Genomic DNA, 22764 nt, shown 5'->3' on the forward strand with positions numbered 1-22764 from the left:
TCAACCCTACAACCTGTAGGGTCGAGGACGGGAATCGGGAACACCGTGGACCCAAGGGGAAAACACCGTCAAACTACCCTGAATCGCGGCCTTCCGCCGGGCCGACGGGGCCATCCGGCCGACGGCACTACGCGCTGTAAGGTTGGGACATGGCTGGCACAGGGGCCCGCGGCAGGCCGGAGCGGCGCAATGCCGGTGAGCTGGAGAGCGAGGTGCTGGCCGCGCTCTGGGCCACCGAGCGGCCGCTGACCCCGGCGGAGATCCAGGCCGAGATCGACGACGGACTCGCCTACAACACCGTGCACACCATCCTCAAACGCCTCTACGACAAGGGGCTGGTGCTGCGGGACGCCGACGGGCGGCGCGGCGCCTACCGTCCGGCGAAGAACGCGGCCGAGCTGACCGCCGAGGCGATGCACGAAGCGCTGGACCGGGGTCCGGACCCGATCGCCGCGCTCCAGCAGTTCGTGACCGGGCTGAGCTGCGAGGAGGAACGGGCGCTGCGCCAACTGCTCGCCGGAGGGGGCGCATGAGATTCGACGTGTACAGCCCGCTGGTGCTGTCGCTGCTGCTGTCGGCGGTCGGCCCGCTGACCGCCCGGCGGGTCGCTCCGGCTCTGGCCGCCCGGGTGCTCGCCTCGGCGGCCGTGCTGACCGCCGCCGCCACCACCTGGTCGCTGTTCCTGCTGGCCGCCGCGCTCGTCGGGCACGCACCGCCGGTGATCCGCGAGGCCCGTGCGGACGGACATCCGGTGACCGATCCGGTGCCCGGGGCCATCGGGCTCGCCGCCTGCCTGGCGCTGGCGGCGATCGCCGTACGGGTGTACCGGGCCGTGCGCGCCGAAGCCCGCACCCGGCGGGCCCTGCGCCTGCTGTGCGCGGCGCACCCGGAGGGGACCGAGCTGATCGTCGCCGCCTGCGAGGTGCCGCGGGCGTTCGCGATACCGGGCCGACCGGGCCGGATCCTGGTCACCTCGGGGATGCTGAGCGTCCTCGGGCCCGCCGAGCGGCGGGTGCTCCTCGCACACGAACGCGCCCATCTCACCCACCGGCACGGGCCGCTGCTCACGGCGGCGACGCTCGCGGCGGCGGCCGACCCGCTGCTCGCGCCGGTCCGCAGGGCCGTGGGCTTCCTCGTGGAGCGGTGGGCCGACGAGCAGGCGGCGGCCACGGTCGGGGACCGGCGGACCGCGGCCCGGGCACTGGCCCGGGCCGCGCTCACCGCCGGCCGGGACCACACCGCCTGCGCCCTGCACTTCACCGACCGGGCCGTCACCCGGCGGATCGCGGCCCTGCAGACGAGCCCGCCCCCGCGGCTGTGGCCGGCCGCGGCGGCCGTCCTGCTGCTGGGCGCTCTGCCCGCCCTGCTCGCCGCCGACGCGACGGACGACTTGCTGCGCCTGCTGTCAGGCGTGCTGGACTGAGAGCGCCCCCGAAGGGGCGCGGAGCGGTGTCGACATGCGGCTGCGCCGCGTGCGCACGACCGGCCACGACGAGGCCCGCAGCCGCCCGACGGCACGTCCCGTACGCCCGGCATGTCCGGCACGGCCAAGGGCGCACCGGCGTGCCCCGGCGGAGCGCGCCTCACCCCCCGTTGGGGGCCCGATGCAAGGGCTGCTCGGGGGTGGGCCGGCGCACGACGGGCGGCACCGCCCGCACGGCCGGCTCGTCGGCGGACACCGTGAGCGACTCTCCGTGGTGGCGCAGGGTGAGCGGCGGACCGTCCAGCAGCGCGTACGTGGCCTTGTCCGCGCCGATGTCCACGCGCAGCCGCCGGCCGCGGAACTCGACGTTGAAGGCGAGCCTGCTCAGCCGGTCGGGCAGGCGCGGCGCGAACCGCAGCCGCTCGCCGTCGCGGCGCATCCCGCCGAAGCCCGCCACCAGCGCCATCCACGTGCCGGCCAGCGAGGCGATGTGCAGACCGTCGCGGGTGTTGTGCTCCAGGTCGTGCAGATCCATCAGGGCCGCCTCACTGGTGTAGGCGTAGGCGAGGTCCAGGTGGCCCGCCTGCGCGGCGATGACGGCCTGGCAGCAGGCGGACAGGGAGGAGTCCCGGACGGTGAGCGGCTCGTAGTAGGCGAAGTTCCGGGCGACCTGCTCCTCGTCGTACCGGCTGTCGAAGAAGTCGCCGCAGGTGTACATGGCCAGCACCAGGTCGGCCTGCTTGACGACCTGCTTGCGGTACAGGTCGAAGTAGGGGAAGTGCAGCAGCAGCGGGTACTGGTCGCGGCGGGTCCCGGCGAAGTCCCAGCGCTGGTAGCGGGTGAACCCGGTGTGCTGTTCATGGACGCGGAGCCCCGCGTTGTACGGGATGTGCATGGCCTCGGCGGCGTCCCGCCAGGCCGCGCTCTCCTCCTCGTCCACGCCCAGCCGCTCCGCCTCGCGCGGGTGGCGTTCGACGGCGTCGGCCGCGGCGAGGAGGTTCTGGCGGGCCATGAGGTTGGTGTACGTGTTGTCGTCGGCGACCGCGCTGTACTCGTCGGGGCCGGTGACGCCGTCGATGTGGAAGACGCCGTGCCCGTCGTGGTGGCCCAGCGAACGCCACAGCCGGGCCGTCTCCACCAGCAGCTCCACACCGGCCTCGCGCTCGAACACCGAGTCGCCGGTGGCCTCGACGTACCGGAGCACGGCGTCGGCTATGCCGGCGTTCACATGGAAGGCGGCGGTGCCGGCCGGCCAGTACGCCGAGCCCTCCGGTCCCGCGATGGTCCGCCAGGGGAAGGCGGCACCGCCGAGCCCCAGCTGGGCCGCGCGCTCGCGGGCCTCGTCCAGCGTGTTGTACCGCCAGCGCAGCGCCTCGGCGACGGCCGCGGGCGCGGTGTGGGTGAGCACGGGCAGCACGAACATCTCGGTGTCCCAGAAGGCGTGCCCGTCGTAGCCGGAACCGGTCAGGCCCTTGGCCGGGATGGCGCGCTGCTCGGCGCGCGCTCCGGCCTGCAGGACGTGGAACAGGGCGAACCGGACCGCCTGCTGGACCTCCTCGTCGCCCTCCACCTCGACGTCCGCGCGGGCCCAGAAGTCGTCCAGGAAGGCCCGCTGGTCCGCGAGCAGCCCCTGCCAGCCGTCGTGCGCCGCGGCTGCGAGCGCGGCGTCGACCTGGTCGGCCATCGCGGGCAGCGAGCGGGTGCCGGACCAGCCGTGCGAGACCAGCTTCTCGACCCGCAGGGTCTGCCCGGGCTCCAGCACGGAGGTCACGGTCAACCGGGCCACGTCGGTGCCGCTCTCGCTTCGCATGGTGGTGCGCTCCGGGCCGCTGACGAGGTGGTCGGCGGCCACCGCCACCCGCAGTCCGCTGCGCCGGGTGCGGTGCACCAGCCGCAGCCGGCCGCCGGAGGCGAAGTGGTCCTCCTGCTCCAGCGGCGACTGCAGGGCCATGGCCGCGCGCGGGTCGCCGTTCGACTCCGGCAGCGTCTCGTTGGCGACCAGCTCGGACTGGATCACCACCCGGCTGCGGTCGCCGACGGCCTCCACCTCGTACGCCACGGCGGCCACCGCGCGCTGGGTCAGCGAGACCAGCCGGGTCGAGCGCACCCGGACGGTGGAGCCGGCCGGCGAGGTCCACTCGCAGATCCGTTCCAGCACCCCGCGGCGCAGGTCCAGCACCCGCTCGTGGGCGACGAGCCGGCCGTAGCGCAGGTCGAACGGCTCGTCGTCGACCAGCAGCCGCAGGATTTTGCCGTTGGTGACGTTGATGACCGTCTGACCGGACTCCGGGTAGCCGTAGCCCGCCTCCGCGTACGGCAGCGGGTGCACCTCGTGCACGCCGTTGAGGTAGCTGCCGGGCAGGCCGTGCGGTTCGCCCTCGTCGAGGTTGCCGCGCCAGCCGACGTGCCCGTTGGAGAGGGCGAACACCGACTCGCTCTGGGCGAGGACGTCGAGATCGAGGGCGGTCTCCCGTACGGCCCACGGCTCCACGCCGTACGACCTGTCGGTGATCACTGCTTGCCTCCCAGGTCGGCGAGGTCCTGCACGACGACGGTCGCGCCGTGCGCGTACAGCGCGTCGGTCTGGCCCACGCGGTCCACGCCGACGACGTAGCCGAAGCCGCCGGTGCGGCCCGCATCCATGCCGGCCAGCGCGTCCTCGAAGACGGCCGCCCGGGACGGCTCGACCCCCAGGTCGTGGGCGGCGGCGAGGAAGGTGTCCGGGTGCGGCTTGCCCGGCAGATGCCGTTCGGCGGCGATCACGCCGTCGATCCGTACGTCGAAGAGGTGCTCGGCGCCGACGGAGCGGAGCACGTCCTTGCAGTTGGCGCTGGAGGAGACGATCGCCGTGCGCAGCCCCTCGGCGCGGACCGCCTCCAGATAGCGCAGGGTGCCCTCGTAGGCCTCGACGCCCCCGGTGCGGATCTTCTCCAGCAGCAGGACGTTCTTGCGGTTGCCGACGCCGTGCACGGTACGGGCGTCCGGTGGGTCCTCGGGGGTGCCCTCGGGCAGGTGGATGCCGCGGGAGTCGAGGAAGGCGCGGACGCCGTCGGCCCGGGGGCGGCCGTCGACGTACTCGTCGTAGTCGGCGACCGCGTCGAAGGGCCGCCCCTGCTCCCCCTCGTAGTCCCGCAGGAAGGCGTCGAACGTCTCCTTCCAGGCGGCCGCGTGCACGACGGCCGTCTTGGTCACGACCCCGTCGAGGTCGAAGAGGCAGGCCTGGATGGTGTCGGGCAGACCGAGCTGAGTCATACCCAGCACTGTTCCCCATGAGGTGCCGTCCAGTGGGTGGTGCACGCCACACGTTTTCGCAAACTCCCGATGACACACTCTGCCGTGTGCCACTCACCTTCGACGACCTCCTCGACCGCGCCCGTCACCTCGTCCGGGACGGCCGGCGTGCCGTGCTCGGTGTCGCGGGCAGCCCGGGCGCGGGCAAGACGACCCTCGCCGAGCACCTGGTGCGCGCCCTGAACGCCGACGCGCCGGCGTGGGCCGCCCACGTGCCCATGGACGGCTTCCACCTCGCCGACACCGAACTGGACCGGCTCGGCCGACGGGATCGCAAGGGGGCGCCGGACACCTTCGACGCGGCCGGGTACGCGGCGCTGCTGCGGCGGCTGCGCGAGGACACCGACGAGGTGGTGTACGCGCCCGGGTTCGAGCGGGTGCTGGAACAGCCGATCGCCGGCGCGATCCCGGTGCCGCCGGCCGCGCGGCTGGTGGTGACCGAGGGCAACTACCTGCTGCTGGCGGAGGGGCCGTGGGCGCGGGTACGGCCCTGTCTGGACGAGGTCTGGTTCTGCGAGCTCGCCGAGGAGGAGCGGATCCGCCGGCTGGTCGCCCGGCACGAGGAGTTCGGCAAGGACCACGAGCGCGCCGTGGCCTGGGTGCTGGACACGGACGAGCGCAACGCCGGCCTGGTGGCGGCGACCCGGCACCGGGCGGACCTGGTGGTGCCGGCCGGCGCGCTGCCGGCACCGGTGCTTCCGGAGCGCTGAAGCTCAGCGGCACAGGGTGAGCGACGGCTCCCCGCGGCTGTCGCCCGCCGCCGGGCCGACGACTGCCGTGAAGCCCTCAGTACGGACGGTGAGCCCGTCCGCGCCCTCCTCGAAGACCGGCGTGAACGCGCCGCCGGGTCCGTACCGCACGGCGAACACGTGCAGTCCCTCCGGTGCGCCCGGCGCCGGGTCTGCCTCCAGGGCGCTGGACGAGACCAGGTGACGCCAGCCCTCGTCGGGGTTGCCGTAGCCACGCGGATCGGCGGCGAGCGCGAACGCGGCCTGTTCCTGGGTGAGTTCGGCGCGGGTGTCGAAGTGGTCGGCGCCGGGGGCCGTCGGGTGCGTGAGGCGCAGGCCGCCGGCCGAGGCGACCTCGCCCCCGGACGTGCGGCGCACCCGGTCGCCGTCGTCGGCGGCGTACGGCAGCCCGGACAGCAGGTACGGCGCCCCGTCGAGCCGCTCCACGGCGACCGTCACCCACAGACGCGCGCCGTCGGTGACGTACAGGGAGCGCACATGGCGCAGGACGTGGTCGCGGCCGACGACCGGTTTGGTCACCAGTTTCGCCGCGAGCCCGTCCGGGTCGCGGACGTCCGCGACCCGGACGGCTCCCATGGGGCGGCACAGCAGGAAACCGTCCGTGACCGGCCCGAACCCGTGCTGCCGGCGCACGGCCGCGGGCAGGTGGTAGGTGCCGGCCGCCTCGATCAGCGAGGGGGTCATCCGGCTGTCGAAGGCGACCGAGACCGTGCCGAGACGCAGCTGGTGGCGGGTGGGAGCCGGCGACGGGGTGCGATGCCAGCGCGTGGGGTCCTGGATCTGCCAGACCAGCATGAAGGCGAAGTGGCCGTCGAGCCGGCCGTCCGGCTGGGCCGCGTGCCGGGCCCAGCGGGTGTCGCCCCGGTAGCGGCCGAGGTCGGAGCCGATGCGCGCGCCGAAGTAGCGCAGGCCCAGCACCGACTCGAAGCCGGAGTGCTGTTCGCTGTAGCGGGGGCCGCCGTAGTCGTAACCGCCGGACGTCAGCCGGGCGTCGAGGTAGCGGGCGAGGGTGTCGCCGTCCTCGGCGAACATCTCCTCGCCGCTGACCCGGTGGGCCTGGGCCAGGAACGACAGGGAGATCGGGCCGTAGTTGTTGTCGTAGGCGCCGCCGTGCTCGGGCGGCAGCAGGGCACCCCGGTCGCGGACCCGGTGGGCGCGGATCCGGTCGGCGTACAGGGCGAGGGCGCGGGAGCGGACCGGCTCGGCTTGCCCGGCGGGCAGGTGCCGGGCGAGCATGAGGCCCCCGACCACACAGCCGATGGCCTGGTTGCCCGCCTCCTGCGGGTTGAAGCAGGTGGCCTCGGTCAGCCAGCGCCAGTAGCCGTGCGCCACCTCTGCCAGTCCGGCGCGCTGTTCACCGTCCAGGAGGCCGTCGGCCGCGTCGAGCACGTTGACCGCCTGGAGCAGCGCCCAGACGGTGCTGGGCCAGTCGCCGATCGGGTGGGCGCCCGCCTCGAGGACGTAGCGGGCGTGGGGCAGCCCGCAGTCGGTGACCTTGAGGTTCGGGTAGCCGGGGTTGTCCTCGGTGGGGACGCGTTCTCGCAGGTGGAAGGCGAGGCTGCGGCGGACTGCCGCAGGCAGCCGGGGGTCCCTGCCGCGCTGCCAGGCGAGGGCGAGCAGGGACGTGACGCCCAGGGAGGTGTCACCGACGTCGAGGTGGGCGTCGGGATGTTCGAGGCTGCCCTCGGGGGTGATCCGGGCGAGGGCCTGCTCGGTGACGTCGGCGAGGACCGCGTCGTACGCCTGCGGGGTGTCCGGCAGGTCGTGCAGCGGGCCGCGCTGGTACGGCAGATGCACGCTGTTCAGCCCTTCGTTCCGGTGGTCGGCAGGCCGTCCACCAGTCTCCCGTGGACGACGGGGAGGCGGGTGAGCGCCGGGGCGAGGGCGAGTGTCGGCGAGGCGAACATCGCGCGGACGAGCGGTGAGGAACGCGCCGGCTCCGGGCGTCCGCGAGGGCCGGCGACGAACTCCTCGTGCCCACGCCGCGTGCGGTGTGCGTGCGGGCGCGATGCTGTGCGGCGCGCGCGTCGGGTTCATCCGCCGGCCGCGTGACGCCGACGGGCGGGGCAGCCTGACCGGGCGCGGCACCGGCTGCCTGACGCTGACCGGCGGCCGCAACCGGTACAGGGCCGGGACGGTGCCGGCCGAGGGCTCGCCGGTGGCCGGCTCGGGGGACGGGCTCGCTCGGGGGCACGGGCTCGGCTCGCAGGACCCACTCGGCTCGCAGGACCCACTCGGCTCGGAGGGACCCGCTCGGCCCGGAGGACCCGCTCCGCCACGGGACGCGCTCGGCCACGGAGACGCGCTCCCCCGCACCGGGGCACGCGGAGTCGCGGGCGGCACGCTGCGGGTGACCGGGCGGCTCCGGGCGCGCGGCGCGTGCGCACAGGGCGCGGGCACGCTCCAGGTCAGCCGGCGTCGGCCGTGAGGCGCCGCTGCCCATCGGGCACTCGGCCGCACCGGGCGGCGCGGCGGTGCTGCCGCGGCGGCTCGGCACCGAACGGCCGCCGGCCGGGGGAAGCACCCTGCCGGTCCTCGACGTGCCCCGGCTGCTCGGCCGATGACGTGCCCCGGCTGCTCGGCCGATTCCCCCGGCTCGGGATGAACTCCGACCGGCTGCGGACCGTACCGGTGTACACGGCAGAAGGTCTGTCGGTACGACTCGTGAAGCGGTGACCCGCGAGGCGGCGGGAGCGGTGCGACAGTAGGGCCATGTTCCGGCCCATGACCGTTCCCGGCGCCCCTCGGCCGGTGCCACCGCGGGGCGGATGATGGCGCGCGCACAGCACCTGGTCCTCACGCGTGAGACCTCCGTAGCAGGACCGCCCCGGCCGGACCCCGGCGGCGCGCACGCATGGCTGCGCCGCCACCGGCAGTGGCTGGTGCCCCTGCTGGCCGTGCTGCTGCTCGCCCAGATGGCCGCGGCGATGGTCACCACGGCGGTGCAGCAGACCCCCACCATCGACGAGCCGGTGTACGTCGCGACGGCCGCCGACTATCTGCACGAGCACCGGATCCGCTACAACCCCGAGCATCCGCCGCTCGGCAAGCTGCTGATCGCGGCCGGCGTGGCGGTGGCCGACCCGCGCTACGACCCGTCCTTCACCGGCATCCAAGGGGACGTGGGCCGACACCTGCTGTACGAGTCGGGCAACGACCCCTGGCGGGTGATGCTGTGGGCGCGTGTGCCGGTGATCGTGCTGACGCTGCTGTTCGGGCTGGTCGCCTTCGCCTTCGCGCGCGAACTGACGGGCGCGGTGGGCGGTTTGGCGGCGCTCGCGCTGTACGCCTTCTCTCCCGACCTGATCGCCCACGGTTCGCTGGCCACGCTCGACGTGCCGATGGCCGGGTTCGCGCTGACCTCGGCCTGGCTGGTGTGGCGGGCACGGCGGCGGCCCCGGCTGTACCTGCCCCTCGCCGGCGCGGCTCTGGGCGCGGCCACGGCCACCAAGATGAGCGCCCTGCCGGCGGTCCCGGTCCTGCTGGTCCTGGCCGCGCTGTCGGCCCTCGCCGCGGACCGGCACCGACGCGTGTCGCCGGCGAGCGCCCCGGGCACGGACACGGACACGGTCCGCGACGAACAGCCCTCCCCGGCCGGCGGGACGGCCACCGGCGCCGGTGCGGCCCGGGAGCTGCCCCGGGCGTCCGGGCCGCACGCCGGCACGGGCCGGTGTCGCCGGGTGCTCTCCGCCCTCGTGGACCCGGGCGACGCAGGCCGGCGGAAAGCCCTGTCCACGATGGCCGGCGCGCTCGGCGGCCGGGCGGCGAAGGCGCCACCCTTGCGCACGGGTCCGCAGAGCACGCACCGGCACAGGGGCGCCCGCTGCGCGCTCGCGGTCCCTGCCGGCGGGCGGTGGCGGAAGCCGCTGGTGGCGGTCACCGGTGCCGTCGTCGTGGGAGTGGTGGCGATCGCCGTCGTCTGGGCCGCTTATCTCGCGGTCGATCCGCGGCTGCGGTTCGCCCCCGCCGAACCGGTTCCGGCCCTGCACGGGCTGCATGACCTGCTGGTGGACCTGCTGCCGCTGCCGGATGCCTACCGGGCCGGGATGCGGGTGCAGTTCGCGCTGGAGAACCAGCCGTGGCAGGGGTATCTGTTCGGGCACCTGTACACGGGCCGCCTCTGGTACTACCTGCCGGTCGCCCTGCTGGTGAAGACACCGCTCGGGCTGCTCGTGCTGGGCGGCGCCGGCGTCTTGGCGGTCGTGGCGGTACGGCGGCTGCGGGCCACGGCGCCGTATCTGCTGCTGCCGCCGGGGGTGCTGCTGGCTGCGGCGATGACGGGATCGCGGGAATTCGGCACGAGATACGCCCTGTTCGTGCCGATGTTCCTCGCGGTGACGGCCGCCTGCGCGCCACGGCCCGGCCGGCGGGGGACGGCCGCCGCGGCGGCGGCCGCCCTGGTGCTGCTCACGGCCGTGAGCTCGCTGCGGACGTTCCCGTACTACCTGCCGTACGCCAACGAGGCGTTCGGCGGGCCGGCCCGCACCCACCGGCTGCTGCACGACTCCAACGTCGACTGGGGGCAGGACCTGGGCCGGCTCGCCGACCGGCTCCGCCTGCGGTATCCGGGTGAGCGGGTGTGGCTGGTGTACAAGGGCAGCGGCGTGCCGTCGTATTACGGCATCCACGCGGCCGATCCGCGCACGGTGCCGCCGGAGCGCGTGCACGGCCTGCTGGTGGTGTCCGACTCGGCGGTCGCCAAGGCACGCGGACGGCTCGCCGAGCTGATCGGCAGCAGCCGGCCGGTCGGTGAGGTGGGCCATTCGATCAGCCTCTACCGGCGCTGAAAACTCCTGCTCAACCCGTGTTCATGACGGTGGGTGAGCTATGTTGAGTGCTTGTGGCAGACAATGGAGGCGGACCGGTGCCCTCGCCGCAGCAGGCACGCGCACAGGCGTCAGCGATCACGTCCGGCAAGACCGTGCCCGCGGCCGAGGCCGCCCCGACCTCCCGGCTGAGGGAACTCTTCGACGGCCCTCGTCTGTCGCCGGGACAGCGGCGCATCGCCCAGTACCTGATCGAGCACATCACCGAGGCCGCGTTCCTGTCCATCACCGAGCTGGCCGACAGGGTCGGGGTGAGCCAGCCCTCGGTCACCCGCTTCGCCGCCGCCGTCGGTTTCAGCGGCTACCCGGCGTTGCGCGAGAAGCTCCAGTCGATCGCGCTGAGCACCCTGGCCGGCGGCCCCGGCGAGGAGAACCGGGCCAACGAGCTGCAGGCGGCCGTGGACGCCGAGATCGAGAACCTGGAGAACCTGCGGCGCGACTTCGCCGACCCCGACCAGATCATCCGGGTCGGTCGCGAGCTGTCCCGCTCCACTCCGCTGACGGTGCTGGGCCTGCGCATCTCGGAGTCCCTGGCCGAGTACTTCGGCTATGCCGCCCGCCGGATTCACCCCGACGTACGGCTGGTGACACGGGGCGGCAGCGTGGCCTACGACGCGCTGCTGCAGTGCCGTGAAGCCGGTGGTACCTGGGTGCTCGCCTTCGCCATGCCCCGGCACTCCCAGGAGACGCTGCAGGCCGTCCGGGTGGCGCGCGACGCCGGGCTGCAGGTCGCCCTGGTGACCGACCTGGCGCTCGGACCGCTGGCCGACGAGGCCGACGTCGTCTTCGCCATCGGCACCGGCTCACGGCTCGTGTTCGACTCGTACGCCGCGCCCGGCATGGTGGCCGCCGCGCTGCTGCAAGCCATGACCGACGCGGACCCGGAGCGCACCCAGGCCCGTCTGGAGAAGTACGAGCAGCTGTCCGACCAGCACCAGTTCTTCCAGAGGGACTGAATCCCGGCAGATCACGCGCCCACCCGCCGGGCGCGGTGAAGATCCTGCGGCCTCCCGCATCCCGAACGGGATCATCCACGACAAATCACGCATGAATGTTTTCATACGTCTTGCAAAGCGGACGGCATATATAAATACTGCTCCTCGCCCGGCCCACTCCGGGCGTGTTCCGCACTTGCGGATCCACCGCTCGCACCACCCGCCCCGAGAAAGCCGACGGACCGCCCATGCGTTTGCAAGTCGCCGCGCAGCGCCGGTTCCGGACGACCGGGGTCCCCGCACGTACACCCCCAGCCGCCGTCCCCTACCCACGTCGGCGCCCGGGGTGTACCGGGGCGCGTCGTCTGCACGACGCGCCCGTGGCGGCCCCGGCCATCCCCTAGGCCGGGGCCGCCCCACACCCGTCGACACCCTCACGACGCCGCACACCGGAAGCGATCATCATGCCTCTGACCAGTACGCGCATCAGCCCCGACTGGCCCTGCCAGGTCAAGACGCCGGGCTCGTACGACTGGGAGCGCTCGGCGGCCAAGTGGCTGCGCGAGCTGATCCCCGCGCGCTACGCCAGCTATCCGGCCCTGATCCGCCACCCCGTCCTGCTCGCCCGGCACGCCCAGTTGCAGGTCCAGCAGGAGATCAGGGTGGCCAGGACCGCACTGCAGACCGCCCGGGCCGAGCTGCCGATGCTCGGACTGCCCGAGTCGGTCATCGAACACACGATCAAGCTGTACGCCGCCGAGATGCTGCAGCTGCAGCACATCGCCCGCAGCGTCCGCGCGGTCAGCGAAGCCCTGGCGGGGCGCGGCGCGGGCCGCTGAACTCCGGCCCGGCCCGGCTCTCCGGCCAGGCAGAGGGGCACCGTCCGCCGCTGTCCGTGGAGACGTCACGACCGCCGCGGGGCGGTCTCACGGAGTTCCGGTGACGCCCGTATGAAGCCGGACCCGGCAGACGAGTGATCGAACGGCCTGTGATGTGCAATCCTCGATCCCGTGACGAGCGAGCCCCTGCACCCGGTGGACCGCGCCGGCTCCGAGCTGTCGGCCCTGGCCAAGGTCGTGGCCCGGCAGCGCGCAGAGCTGGAACGCCTGCGGGACCTGGCCGCGTCCTCGGCGGTCCTGGAGCGAGCCAAGGGCGTGCTCATGGCCGTCACGGGATGCACACCGGAAGCCGCGCACGAGGTGCTGCTGCAGCGCGCCGAGGACGGCAACCGCACGATCCTCGAACAGTGCTGGCTCACCCTGGGCGCACTGCCGCCGCCGAGTCGGCAGCCGTCCGGCGCACCGCCGGCCGCGGCCGGGCCGCCGACCGCCGGCTCCTGGAGGGTGGCGCCCACCGGCACGGTGGAGCTCGCGAAGATACTCGGCTACGTCGGCCGGGACCTGGTCCGGGTTGACACGCCCCACGAGCTGGCGCGGTGCCTGCTGGACCACCTCGCGGCCGAAGCGGACGCCGACGCCGTGATGCTGTACGAGCGGGTGCCGGAGGGCGGACTCGAACTGCTGGGGTACGCCGGCGTGGACCCGACGCTGGCCGCGCAGTGGAGGTACGTGCCCCCGGCGACCGGAGTGGTGCCGCTCGACGCCCTGCGGTCCGGCGAACCACGGTGGCTCGAGGACCTCGCCGGGGAGGATGACCGGTACCTGCTGATCGGGGAGTCGCCGGAGCGCTGGCCCAGCCGGGCCTGGCTGCCGGTGCCGACCCGGGACGCCGCGTGTGTCGCCCTGGGCGTACTGCGCCGCCGCAGCGGGGCGTTCACGCCGCGCGAACGGGAACTGCTGCGCGCCGTGGCCCGGCTGTGCGCGGGCCGGCTGCGCGCCTTCGACTCCGACCAGGAGCGCACCGGCGACGGCGTCACCCAGACCGTGCAGGCGGTGTTCGACGCGCTGCCGGGTGCGGCGATCCTGCTGGCTCCGCTGCGTTCCGCCTCCGGCGAGGTGGAGGACTACCGGATCCGGGCGGCCACTTCGGAGGCGGTCGACGTGTTCGGCCGGGCCGGCCGGGAGATGGTCGGCAGGCAGGTCCTGGAGAGCTACCCGTCGGTCGCGGGCGAGCCGCTGTGGCAGGGCTATCTGGAGGCCATGCGGACGGGGGTGCCGTTCGAGAGCGAGCCGTTCCTCTACCAGGACGTCGTCGGCGAGGTGCCCGTGAACGGCACCTACTCGGTGCGGGCCGCGCCGCTGGGCGAGGGCCTGCTGGTGACCTGGCTGCGGCACGAGTCCGTGGAACGCCAGGAGCAGCGCCTGGCCGACGTGCAGCGGCTCGGCAACCTCGGCTGGGCCAACTGGAACCTGGTCACCCGGGAGGCCTCCTGGTCCGAGCAGACGTATGCCGTGCTCGGACGGTCCGGCGGTGAGCAGCCGCTCGCCCTGGAACAGCTGCCGGACGTGGCCCTGCCGGAGGACGCGGAGCCGCTCGCTCACGCGATCGCCGAACTCCTCCGTCACGCCCGGCCGTTCGACATCCCGTTCCGCATCACGGCGCCCGACGGTGTCCGGCATCTGCGGCTGGTCGCTGAGGCCGTCACGGCGCCGGACGGCACCACGGCCGAGGTGCACGGTTTCATCCAGGACCTCACCCGGCAGCGCAGCGCGGAACTGGCGCTGGTGGAGAGCGAGCGTGCGATGCTGCTGCAGCGCGGCGTCCTGCAGGCCGAGCGGGCACTGGCCGCCCGACTGCAGCACGCCCTGCTGCCGCTGCCGAGCAAGCCGGTACGGCTGGGCGGGCTTCGGGTCGAAGTCGCCTATCTGCCCGCGCAGTCCGGCATCCATGTGGGCGGCGACTGGTTCAGCGCCATCGAGATGCCCGACGACGACGCGCTGTTCGTGGTCGGTGACGTGGCGGGCCACGGCATCGACGCCGTGGCCACGATGGCCCAGCTCAGGTTTATCGCGAAGGGCATGGTCACCACCGGCTCCTCGCTGACCACGGCGCTGACGCGGCTCAACTACCTGGTGCTGCACTCCCGCGACAGCCAGACCACCGCCACCATGGTGCTCGGCCGCTACAACCCCGACCGGCGGATCTTCGCCTGGGCGCAGGCCGGGCATCTGCCGCCGCTGCTCGTGCGCCGGGGCGAGGTGCGCTTCCTCGACCGGCCGGGCGGCATGCTGCTCGGCGCGAGTGCGGCCCCCGTCTACGAGTCGGCGGAGCTCCGCCTGGAACCCGGCGACCGGCTCCTGCTGTACACCGACGGCCTGGTCGAACGGCCCGGCGAGGGCCTCGACGCGGGCCTGGGCCGGCTGGCCGAAGCGGTGCGCTCCCACGACAGCAGCCACTCCGGCTCCCTGGACGCGCTGCTCGCCACGATGCTCGCGGACGAGCGGCGCGACGACGTGTGCGTGCTGGACATCAGGATGCCGCTGGAGGGTGAGGCGGCCTCGGAGGCGTAGGGCCGCCCGGCCGGCAGGGCCAGGGTCAGTCGTCGTTGCGATGTCGCCAGTACCAGCAGACGCCGACGAGCAGGGCCGACAGGAAGACGGCGGGTGCGAGCAGGCCGAGGAGGCGGGAGCCGGTCATCGGGCGGGCCTTCGATCGTGGTGCGGGGAACACGCGGCCGTCGGCCGCGGGGTGCCCATGATGGAGCCAGGTCACCGCCGCGGCAAGGGCTTTCCCAGGCCGTTGCCCGGTGTTCGAAGGCACTCAGTCCACGGGGTGGCCGGCCTTGATACCGACCGCGTCGGACAGGCGCAGCAGCTTCCCGCCGCGTCCCTCGCCCCACTGCACCGGGTCCAGGACGAAGCCGACGTGGTCGCCGCCCTCGGTGCGGTGCAGGATGGCGCCGACGAACCAGGCCGCCGCGTCCCGCACGACCACTGCGCCGCCGTACCCCTCCGTCCAGTCCAGGCACGCGAACTTGTCGGTCTCGTCGCCGGTCCGGCCGCCGAACAGTTCCGCGAGCTCCCGCTGGTCGCGGGTGATCAGGTGGACGGCGAGGTGCTGGGCGGCCCGGGCGACGCGGTAGGTGTGGTTGGCTTTGGACAGCCAGACGACGAACCGGGGCGGCCGGATGGAGCACTGCGAGGCGAAGCCGACCAGACACCCGGCCCGCTCGCCGCCGGCCACGGCGGTGACGACGCACATGTCCGGGTTCAGCCGACCGAAGAAGCCGTCCATACCGTCGTCGGGCCCGAGCCCTGCCGCGCTCCCTGTATCGCTCACGTCCGCCGCGCTCCCCGTGCTGCTCACGTCCGCCATGTTCACCGTACCGTCCACGTCCACCATGCTTGCCATGCTGCTCGTGTGCCCGCCGTGTCCCCCGTCCTGCGCGTCCGGCATGGTTTCCTTGGCACCCCCGCCCGTTGCGCCTGCCACCCCGCCGGGTCCGTCACGCCCGCCCCCGGCCAAGGCCGCTCGCGGTTGCCGCACCGCCCGCGCCCCACACGCCTACCGCACCGCCCGCGCCTCACACGCCTGCCGCACCGCCGGCCTCCCCCGTGGCGCCACCCCGCACGGCGCCACGACGAACACAGACGGTGCGACGGACTGCGGACGGAACACGTACGGCGGAGCGCGGTGGGGCGGGGGCGCGAGAGACCCCGGCGGCACCCGTCACCGCTGCGGCCCGGTCCCGGCTCACTTCGTGGGGGCATCGACGTCCCGGGGTTCCCCGCGTGCCGCTCATGAATCGTCGTCAGGGGCGGTCCGCGACTCGAGGGCGCGGCGCGTGTCGTCGCCGTAGACGCCGGTCTCGTCGCCGCTGATGCCGTACCAGAGCTGGAACCGGGCCACGGCCGCCGTGAGGCTGGCGTCGTAGGTGCCGCTGGTGGAGCCGTCGCGGTAGACGTCCGGTATCCGCAGCAGGCGTTCCTGGAGTTCGGTCACCTGGGGGCCGGTGTCACCCTGGCGGAGGGTGCCGGGGCCGTCGGGGTCGGCGGACGCGGTGGGTGTGAGTGGCGCCGCGGCGGGCGGTGCGCTGGTCGCCGGCCGGTGCACGGGAGGGGCCGCGGTGGGCGGTGCGCTGGTCGCCGGCCGGTGCACGGGAGGCGCCGCGGCGGCCTCCTGGCGGGCGGGGAGCAGCAGGGCACAGCCGAAGCCCAGGAGCGCGGCGGCGGCCACGGCCACGGCGACGGCCGTCCGGCGCAGACCGCGGGCGGGGCGGGCGGGGCTCCCGGTGCCGGCGGAGCTGCGGTCCGGCGGCACGGGCGGCAGTTCCTGTGTCTCGTCGTCACTGGTGCGCGCCACCGGCACCGAGTCGGTCTCCATCTCGCGCATCAGCTCCGCGAGGGCGTCGAAGCTGCGGAGCCGCAGCACCCGGACGGGTTCCAGGACGGGTCCGGCGTGCGGTCGTGCGGGATCGGGCGGTGTCGGCACCTGGCTCTCCTTCCGTCCCGTACGGGCGGGACTTCCGAGCTCCCCGTGCTGAGATACGGCCCCGGCGGCAGCCGCGTTCAGCCCGTCCTCTCCGCCCGCGCATGCTAGAAAGCGCCGTCATGACGACTCCTTGGTCACGCCGTGGTTTCCTGACCGTGTGTTCGAAGACCGCCGCCGCCCTGGGTCTGGGCACCCGGGCGTCCGCGGCGTCGGACGAGTTCGCGACGCTCCGGGCGAGGTGGCGCACCCTGATCCTCGGCGAGGGGTTCGACCCCGCCACCGAACCGTTCCGGAGCCGGCTCGCCGACCTGGGTACGACGGCGAACCGGTACCGGGCCACGATGGCCCCCGCCGCCGGCTCCCTGTGGCCCGACCTGGTCTACGCCGACCCGGGTCCCGACACCGGCCAGGAGCCGTACGGCCGTTCGGGAAACATGAACACCAGCTGCACCCGGCTCGGCACGCTCGCACAGGCCTACTGCCAGCCGGCCACCGGGATGACCGGCGACGCGGACCTGCGGGACGCCATCCTCACCGGCCTGGACCACCTCCACGACGACGTCTACAACGCGAGCCAGACCTGGTACGGCAACTGGTACAGCTGGCGGATCGGCGCCCCGCAGGCACTGCTGGACGCGTGCGTGCTGATGTACGACGTCCTGTCCGCCACCCGGCTCGCCGGCTGCCTCGCGGCGGTGGACCACTTCGTCCCCGACTCGGCGGTGGCGAGCTACAGCGGGACGAGCACGGGCGCGAACCGGGTCGATCTGTGCCGGGTGCTGGCGCTGCGCGGGCTCCTCGGGGCGAGCGCGGACAAGGTGGCGCTGGCCCGTGACGCCCTCTCCCCCGTCTTCCCGTACGTCACCTCGGGCGACGGTCTGTACGCCGACGGCTCGTTCATCCAGCACGGCACGGTGCCGTACACCGGTTCCTACGGCTCGGTCCTGCTGGGCGGACTCGGGCTGCTGTTCGCGCTGCTGGCCGGGTCCAGCTGGGAGGTGACGGACCCGAACCGGCAGATCGTGTTCGACGCGGTGGAGCGCTCCTGGGCGCCGTTCCTCCACAACGGCCTGGTCATGGACGCGGTCGCGGGCCGGGCGATCAGCCGCGGGCTCGCGGCGGCGGACCCGAAGCGGATCCAGCAGGACGACCATCTGCGCGGCCACCCGATCCTGGCCTCGATCGTGCTGCTCGGACAGGGGGCGAGCGCGGTGGAGAACGCCCGTTGGCGCGCTCTGGTGAAGGGCTGGATGCAGCGGGACCACTACAGCCCGCCGCTCGCCGACCCGGTGCTGAGCCTGCCGCATCTGGCGCGGCTCGACGGGCTCCGGGACGACGGGTCGGTGACGGCGGTCCCCGAGCCGGTCGGGCACCGGCTGTTCCCGTCCATGGCACGGGCGACCCACCGCGGTCCTGGCTGGGCCGCGGCGCTGAGCATGGCCGACAGCCGGATCACCTACTACGAGACCGGCAACGGAGAGAACCTGCGCGGCTGGCACACCGGGTCCGGGATGCTGTACTGGTGGGGCGACACCTTCGCGAACGGCCAGTACAGCGACGCCTTCTGGCCCACCGTCGACCCCTGGCGGCTGCCCGGCACGACCGTGTCCCGCAAGGCACTGGCCGACGGGGCCGGCGGCGACTGGGGGGTCGCGAAGCCGGACGTGACCTGGGTGGGCGGTGCGACGGACGGCCGGTGGGCCGCCGTGGGGCAGCACCTCAAGGGCCTGCAGTCGACGCTGGTGGCGAAGAAGTCGTGGTTCTTCCTGGACGACACGGTCGTCTGCCTCGGCGCGGGCATCACCTGCACCGACGGCACGGCCGTGGAGACGACGGTCGAAAACCGCAACCTCGGCCCCACCGGCGGCTCGCCCTTCACCGTGGACGGCACGGTGCAGCCCGCCTCCCACCCCTGGTCGGCGACGCTCACCCGGGCGGCCTGGGCGCACATCGGCGGGCACGGCGGCTATGTGTTCCCCGGCGGGGCGACGGTGTGTGCCCTGCGCGACGCCCGTGACGGCAGCTGGAGCACGATCAACAAGAGCGGCTCGACGGCCGTCCTGAACCGCAGGTACCTGACGATGTACGTCGATCACGGCACCGACCCCGCGAACGCGTCGTACGCCTACCTCGTGCTGCCGGGTGCCGGCGCGGCCCGTACGCAGGCCCGCGCCGCGGACGCGAAGTGGCTGACGGTGCTCGCCAACGGCGACCGCGGGCAGGGCGTTGCCGTGCGCTCGCTCGGCTTCACCGGGGTGAACTTCTGGTCCGGCGGGACGGTGGGGACCCTCACGGCGAGCGACCCGTGCTGCGCCATGATCAGCGAACGGGACGACGGCACCGCCGTGATCGCGGTGAGCGATCCGATGCGCATGCGTGCGAGCCTCACCCTGATCTGGCGGCGGGCGGTCGCCGCCGTGACGTCCGCACCGGCCACGCTCGCCTCGGTGCGCGCCGGCTCCACGCTGACGCTGGTCTTCGGCGATCTCACCGACGCGGCCGGGGCCACCCAGCGGGTCACCGTCAGGCTGCGCTGAGCGCCCCCTGCACGAACAGGCTCAGGGACGCGGTGAACGCGGTCACGAAGGCCTCCCTGGTCTCCTCCGGCAGGGCGTCCAGGGACAGGTAGGGGTTCAGGTCCTCCAGCTCGACCAGCAGGAGGCCGTCGTCCAGGGTGCGGCAGGCGTCGACGCGCTGGATGCCGTGGCCGAGGTCGTTCCAGTCGATGAAGCGCCGAGCGAACTCCAGGTCGGCGGCGGTGGCCGCGTAGGGCTTCAGTTCCCAGCGGCGCCGGGGGTCGGGGGCGTAGAGGGCGTACTGGAAGTCGTCGTCGACGAAGTAGAAGGACACCTCGTGGACGAAGTCGACGCGGGGCTGTATGAGGACGTCGCCGCTCGCGAGCGCGGCGACCTGGCCGGCGGGGACGATGCGCAGGCCCAGGGAGTCGGCGCCGAGCATGGGCTTGACCACGTACCGACCGGCGTCCGGCAGCAGGTGCAGGTCCTCGGCGCGGCCGACCGTCGGGATGACCGGGAAACCGGCGGCGCTCAGGTCGAGCAGGTACTGCTTGCCCGCCATGTCCGCCTTGCCGGTGAGCGGATTGTAGACGCGCGTGCCGGTCGCGAGCGCTTGCGCGCGGAAGGCGTCGTAGGCGTGCCGGTAGCCGAGGACGGGGCCGCTGTTGCGGACGACCACGGCGTCGAAGCCGTCCATCAGGGCCGCGGCGTCCAAGGGGTGGCACAGGGCGAGGTCGAAGCGGTCGCGGAGCCGGGAGGTGAGGAAGACGTCCTCGTCGCAGTAGCGGCGCCCGCGGGCCTCGTACGCCAGGTCGGTGACGTAGAGCAGGCGGGGGCGGGCGGCGGGCATACGGGGTCTCCTCGGGCGGGCTCGGCCGTGTCGGCGGCCGGTGCGGCGGTGGGCCGTGTCGGCCATGGGTGCAGAAAGGTTACGTCGGGGTGCGGCCCCTCCCCTCCCCGGGCCGGGCCTCCGCACCATTCGAGCCCGGGAGGCGACCTTCGTGGCCGGGGCGCGGGCCACGGTGTCCCGCTCAGCGACCCGAGGAGCGGCCGTGCCCGGCGGGCGATCGATCACCGAAGCCGAACGGCTCGCCTCCGCCGCGCTCGCAGGCGTCCCGGTCCGCCGGGAGCGGATGGCCGCCGTGGCCACCCATCGGCCGGGCCGCCTCCGCAGTGCGGCAGCACCTGGACAACTCGCTGCTGCCCGGCTCGGACCCCGACCTGGACGGCGTTCGTCGGGCTGTGGGGGTGGTGTGGGTGCGGGACAAGCCGGCGCCCCGGCACGACGCCGAGGAGGCCGGACCGCCAAGGGCACGCTCACCGGTGTCGCCGCACCCGGGTGTCCCGCGGTCTGCTGCACCGGGGGCGGGCATCCGGACGACGGCCGGCTGGTACTGCTGAGCATCATCGGACCGGTACGGGCATGAGCCGGCCCGGTAGCGGCGCGGCGGCAAGAGCACGGACCTGGTGCCGGCTGGTCGACACCGCGCCCAGGGAGGGAGTCCCGCTCTGCGCCCAGGACTTCGTCTTCGCCCAGGACTTCGCCAGCCACTTGCTCCCGCGGGTGCTCGTCGACGGCGGCTCCGCCACGGGACTGACCGAACGGCACAAATCATGCAGGACCTGGCCCCAGCATGCAGTCTGGACATGGGGCACCGCCCAGTGGTGAGCGCTGGGTCATGCGGCAGACGACCAGCGGGGCACGGCCCGCCGCAGACGCGGCTCGTCGGGCGGTACGGCCGGTCGGAAGGCGAGATGCTCGATGGACGAATACCCGCCGATATCGGAACACGGGCTCATCGGTGATCTGCAGACGGCCGCACTGGTCTCCACCGAGGCGACGATCGACTGGTTCTGCAGCCCGCGGTACGACTCGCCCAGTATCTTCGGTGCGGTCCTCGACCGTGAGAACGGCGGCTACTGCAAGATCAGTCCTCGAGTACAGACCTATGCGAAACGGCAGCACTATTCTCCGGACACCTGCGTGCTGGTGACCAGATTTCTCACCGAACAAGGCGTGGGTGCGGTGATCGATTTCATGCCCCCGGTACTGACGGGCAAGCCGACGAAGACCCACCGGCTGGTACGTCTGCTGCGGTGCGCGCGCGGCGCCATGACGTTCGACATCGAGGTCGCGCCCCGGTTCGACTACGCGCGGCAACCGCACGAGGTCACCGCGACCGCGGAGGGATGGGAATTCACCGGCGGCGACGAGCGGCTGGCCGTACATGTGGTGGATTCGCTCGGCGACAAGTGCGTGAGCGAGGGGCGTATCCGCGACGGTGCGCTGCAGTTGACCGCCAGGCTGACGGCGGGCAGCGCCAGCGGAGTGCTGCTGGAGACGGACCCCGACGGCCCGCCCCGCGTCATCCCGCCGGAGAGCTGCGACCAGCTTCTGGAGGACACCGTCAGCTTCTGGCACGACTGGTTGGCACATTCCCGGTACAGAGGCCGATGGCGAGAAATGATCAACCGCTCCGCCATGACGCTCAAACTCATGACCTACGCCCCCTCCGGGGCCATGATCGCGGCTCCCACGACCAGCCTGCCGGAACAGATCGGCGGCGAGCGCAACTGGGACTACCGCTACGCCTGGATCCGCGACACCACCCTGTCCCTGCACGCTCTCCTGGGAATGGGCTTCACCGAGGAAGCCGCCGCGTTCACGGACTGGATGGGCGACCGTGTCCGGGACCAAGCCGGCGAGGGGGAACACCCCCTGAAAGTCATGTACCGGGTGGACGGTTCGGCGGATCTGACAGAGGAGACGCTGGACCATTGGGAAGGCTACCGGGCCTCCGCTCCAGTGCGCATCGGCAACGGCGCCGCCGACCAGTTGCAGCTCGACATCTACGGATCGGTGCTGGACTGCCTCCAACACGCCGACCAGCGCCGTCTGCAGACGAGCTACGCCAACTGGCAGGCCCTGACCCGCATAGTGGACTGGGTATGCGAGAACTGGGAGCAGCCCGAGGCGGGAATATGGGAAACCCGCGGTGGTGACAAGGACTTCACCTACGGGCGGGTCGCGACCTGGATCGCGTTGGACCGGGCCATCCGCATGGCGACCGCCAGAGGCCGTCCGGCCGAGCTGGGCCAATGGATCCGCCACCGCAACGCCGTCTACTCCCAGGTCATGGACCACGGCTGGAGCCCGGAGCGGGCCGCGTTCACGCAATACCTCGGCAGCGACGTCCTCGACTCCTCCCTCTTGGTCATGCCGGCGGTGGGGTTCATCGCGCCCACCGACCCCCGATGGATTTCCACGATGGACGCGATCAAGAAGGATCTGGTGTCCGACAATCTCGTCTACCGTTACGATCCGGCCGCTTCCCCGGACGGGCTACGCGGTTCCGAGGGAACTTTCTCCGCATGCACCTTCTGGTATGTCGAAGCCCTCACTCTCGCCGGTCGCCTCCGAGAGGCCCGGCTGGTGTTCGAGAGGATGCTCACGTACGCCAACCATCTCGGCCTCTACTCGGAGGAGATCAGGCTGACCGGCGAACAACTGGGAAATTTCCCCCAGGCGTTGACCCACCTCGCCATCATCAACGCCGCGCTGACCCTGGACACCCACCTCGATGACGTGCCGGTGCCGGTCGTCCCCCGCGCCTCGCTGCTCCCGGGGCCGTACTGGGTGCCCGCTCGGTAGTCCGCCTCCCCCATCCCGCCACTCCCTCAGTCACGCGACCC

General features: G+C 73.2%; 16 protein-coding genes. 10 read left to right on the top strand and 6 right to left on the bottom strand.

From position 1 onward, the window contains the following. Positions 1–149 precede the first annotated feature (149 nt). Positions 150–533 carry a BlaI/MecI/CopY family transcriptional regulator gene (locus tag ABZ919_RS38110; protein WP_361257804.1) on the top strand — a complete coding sequence of 128 codons (384 nt, stop codon included), beginning with the start codon at positions 150–152 and terminating at the stop codon, positions 531–533. Then, positions 530–1423: a M48 family metalloprotease gene (locus ABZ919_RS38115; RefSeq protein WP_361257807.1), complete on the top strand. Its 894-nt coding sequence runs from the start codon at positions 530–532 to the stop codon at positions 1421–1423. The genes ABZ919_RS38110 and ABZ919_RS38115 overlap by 4 nt, the downstream gene beginning before the upstream one ends. A 160-nt stretch (positions 1424–1583) precedes the next feature. Here ABZ919_RS38115 and ABZ919_RS38120 read toward each other — a convergent pair whose 3' ends face one another. Next, positions 1584–3938, bottom strand: coding sequence for a glycosyl hydrolase family 65 protein (locus ABZ919_RS38120; RefSeq protein WP_361257810.1), 2355 nt, complete (start codon positions 3936–3938; stop codon positions 1584–1586). Then, positions 3935–4675 carry a beta-phosphoglucomutase family hydrolase gene (locus ABZ919_RS38125; RefSeq protein WP_361257813.1) on the bottom strand — a complete coding sequence of 247 codons (741 nt, stop codon included), beginning with the start codon at positions 4673–4675 and terminating at the stop codon, positions 3935–3937. Before ABZ919_RS38125 ends, ABZ919_RS38120 begins: the two co-directional genes overlap by 4 nt. An 86-nt stretch (positions 4676–4761) precedes the next feature. On the opposite strand from ABZ919_RS38125, the gene ABZ919_RS38130 reads away from it, so the two are divergent. Next, positions 4762–5424 carry a nucleoside/nucleotide kinase family protein gene (locus tag ABZ919_RS38130; RefSeq protein ID WP_361257816.1) on the top strand — a complete coding sequence of 221 codons (663 nt, stop codon included), beginning with the start codon at positions 4762–4764 and terminating at the stop codon, positions 5422–5424. A gap of 3 nt (positions 5425–5427) precedes the next feature. Here the strand turns inward: ABZ919_RS38130 and ABZ919_RS38135 are convergent, their stop codons facing one another. Beyond that, a complete protein-coding gene (locus tag ABZ919_RS38135; protein WP_361257819.1) occupies positions 5428–7260 on the bottom strand; it encodes a hypothetical protein in 1833 nt (610 codons plus the stop codon). 971 nt (positions 7261–8231) lie between these two features. On the opposite strand from ABZ919_RS38135, the gene ABZ919_RS38140 reads away from it, so the two are divergent. The 4 genes from ABZ919_RS38140 (at position 8232) to ABZ919_RS38155 (ending at position 14634) form a co-directional block, all read left to right on the top strand. Then, positions 8232–10250 (top strand): phospholipid carrier-dependent glycosyltransferase, encoded by a 2019-nt coding sequence (locus tag ABZ919_RS38140; RefSeq protein ID WP_361257822.1) that lies wholly within the window; start codon positions 8232–8234, stop codon positions 10248–10250. A 77-nt stretch (positions 10251–10327) separates the two neighbouring features. After that, the gene (locus ABZ919_RS38145; RefSeq protein ID WP_361257825.1) at positions 10328–11245 is read left to right on the top strand and encodes a MurR/RpiR family transcriptional regulator; all 918 of its coding nucleotides are present in this window, start codon (positions 10328–10330) and stop codon (positions 11243–11245) included. A 443-nt stretch (positions 11246–11688) separates the two neighbouring features. Continuing rightward, a complete protein-coding gene (locus ABZ919_RS38150) occupies positions 11689–12063 on the top strand; it encodes a hypothetical protein (RefSeq protein WP_361257828.1) in 375 nt (124 codons plus the stop codon). Positions 12064–12234: 171 nt separating this feature from the next. Next, positions 12235–14634 (top strand): SpoIIE family protein phosphatase, encoded by a 2400-nt coding sequence (locus ABZ919_RS38155; protein WP_361257831.1) that lies wholly within the window; start codon positions 12235–12237, stop codon positions 14632–14634. A gap of 250 nt (positions 14635–14884) precedes the next feature. Here ABZ919_RS38155 and ABZ919_RS38160 read toward each other — a convergent pair whose 3' ends face one another. Together ABZ919_RS38160 and ABZ919_RS38165 are read right to left on the bottom strand one after the other, a co-directional pair. Continuing rightward, positions 14885–15358: a flavin reductase family protein gene (locus ABZ919_RS38160; RefSeq protein WP_361257911.1), complete on the bottom strand. Its 474-nt coding sequence runs from the start codon at positions 15356–15358 to the stop codon at positions 14885–14887. A 504-nt stretch (positions 15359–15862) separates the two neighbouring features. Beyond that, positions 15863–16555 (bottom strand): peptidoglycan-binding domain-containing protein, encoded by a 693-nt coding sequence (locus ABZ919_RS38165; protein WP_361257834.1) that lies wholly within the window; start codon positions 16553–16555, stop codon positions 15863–15865. Between the two features lie 119 nt (positions 16556–16674). Here ABZ919_RS38165 and ABZ919_RS38170 point away from each other — a divergent pair, with 119 nt between their 5' ends. Then, a complete protein-coding gene (locus ABZ919_RS38170; RefSeq protein WP_361257837.1) occupies positions 16675–19092 on the top strand; it encodes a polysaccharide lyase 8 family protein in 2418 nt (805 codons plus the stop codon). Here ABZ919_RS38170 and ABZ919_RS38175 read toward each other — a convergent pair. Next, positions 19079–19921 carry a hypothetical protein gene (locus ABZ919_RS38175; protein WP_361257840.1) on the bottom strand — a complete coding sequence of 281 codons (843 nt, stop codon included), beginning with the start codon at positions 19919–19921 and terminating at the stop codon, positions 19079–19081. The two genes, ABZ919_RS38170 and ABZ919_RS38175, sit on opposite strands and share 14 nt — an antisense overlap. A gap of 573 nt (positions 19922–20494) precedes the next feature. Here ABZ919_RS38175 and ABZ919_RS38180 point away from each other — a divergent pair. After that, a complete protein-coding gene (locus ABZ919_RS38180; protein WP_361257843.1) occupies positions 20495–20740 on the top strand; it encodes a hypothetical protein in 246 nt (81 codons plus the stop codon). Between the two features lie 93 nt (positions 20741–20833). Beyond that, positions 20834–22723, top strand: a complete 1890-nt coding sequence (locus ABZ919_RS38185; RefSeq protein WP_361257846.1) for a glycoside hydrolase family 15 protein — start codon at positions 20834–20836, stop codon at positions 22721–22723. Positions 22724–22764 lie beyond the last annotated feature (41 nt).

This window comes from Streptomyces sp. NPDC046759, assembly GCF_040645475.1.
Taxonomy (GTDB): Bacteria; Actinomycetota; Actinomycetes; order Streptomycetales; family Streptomycetaceae; genus Streptomyces.

Excerpts from the sequence above, each read along its gene's own strand:
- ABZ919_RS38160 (WP_361257911.1), bottom strand. The coding sequence starts at position 15,358 with ATGGACGGCTTCTTCGGTCGGCTGAACCCGGACATGTGCGTCGTCACC.
- ABZ919_RS38185 (WP_361257846.1), top strand. The coding sequence starts at position 20,834 with ATGGACGAATACCCGCCGATATCGGAACACGGGCTCATCGGTGATCTG.
- ABZ919_RS38115 (WP_361257807.1), top strand. The coding sequence starts at position 530 with ATGAGATTCGACGTGTACAGCCCGCTGGTGCTGTCGCTGCTGCTGTCG.
- ABZ919_RS38140 (WP_361257822.1), top strand. The coding sequence starts at position 8,232 with ATGATGGCGCGCGCACAGCACCTGGTCCTCACGCGTGAGACCTCCGTA.
- ABZ919_RS38150 (WP_361257828.1), top strand. The coding sequence starts at position 11,689 with ATGCCTCTGACCAGTACGCGCATCAGCCCCGACTGGCCCTGCCAGGTC.
- ABZ919_RS38110 (WP_361257804.1), top strand. The coding sequence starts at position 150 with ATGGCTGGCACAGGGGCCCGCGGCAGGCCGGAGCGGCGCAATGCCGGT.
- ABZ919_RS38170 (WP_361257837.1), top strand. The coding sequence starts at position 16,675 with ATGACGACTCCTTGGTCACGCCGTGGTTTCCTGACCGTGTGTTCGAAG.
- ABZ919_RS38180 (WP_361257843.1), top strand. The coding sequence starts at position 20,495 with ATGAGCCGGCCCGGTAGCGGCGCGGCGGCAAGAGCACGGACCTGGTGC.
- ABZ919_RS38125 (WP_361257813.1), bottom strand. The coding sequence starts at position 4,675 with ATGACTCAGCTCGGTCTGCCCGACACCATCCAGGCCTGCCTCTTCGAC.
- ABZ919_RS38175 (WP_361257840.1), bottom strand. The coding sequence starts at position 19,921 with ATGCCCGCCGCCCGCCCCCGCCTGCTCTACGTCACCGACCTGGCGTAC.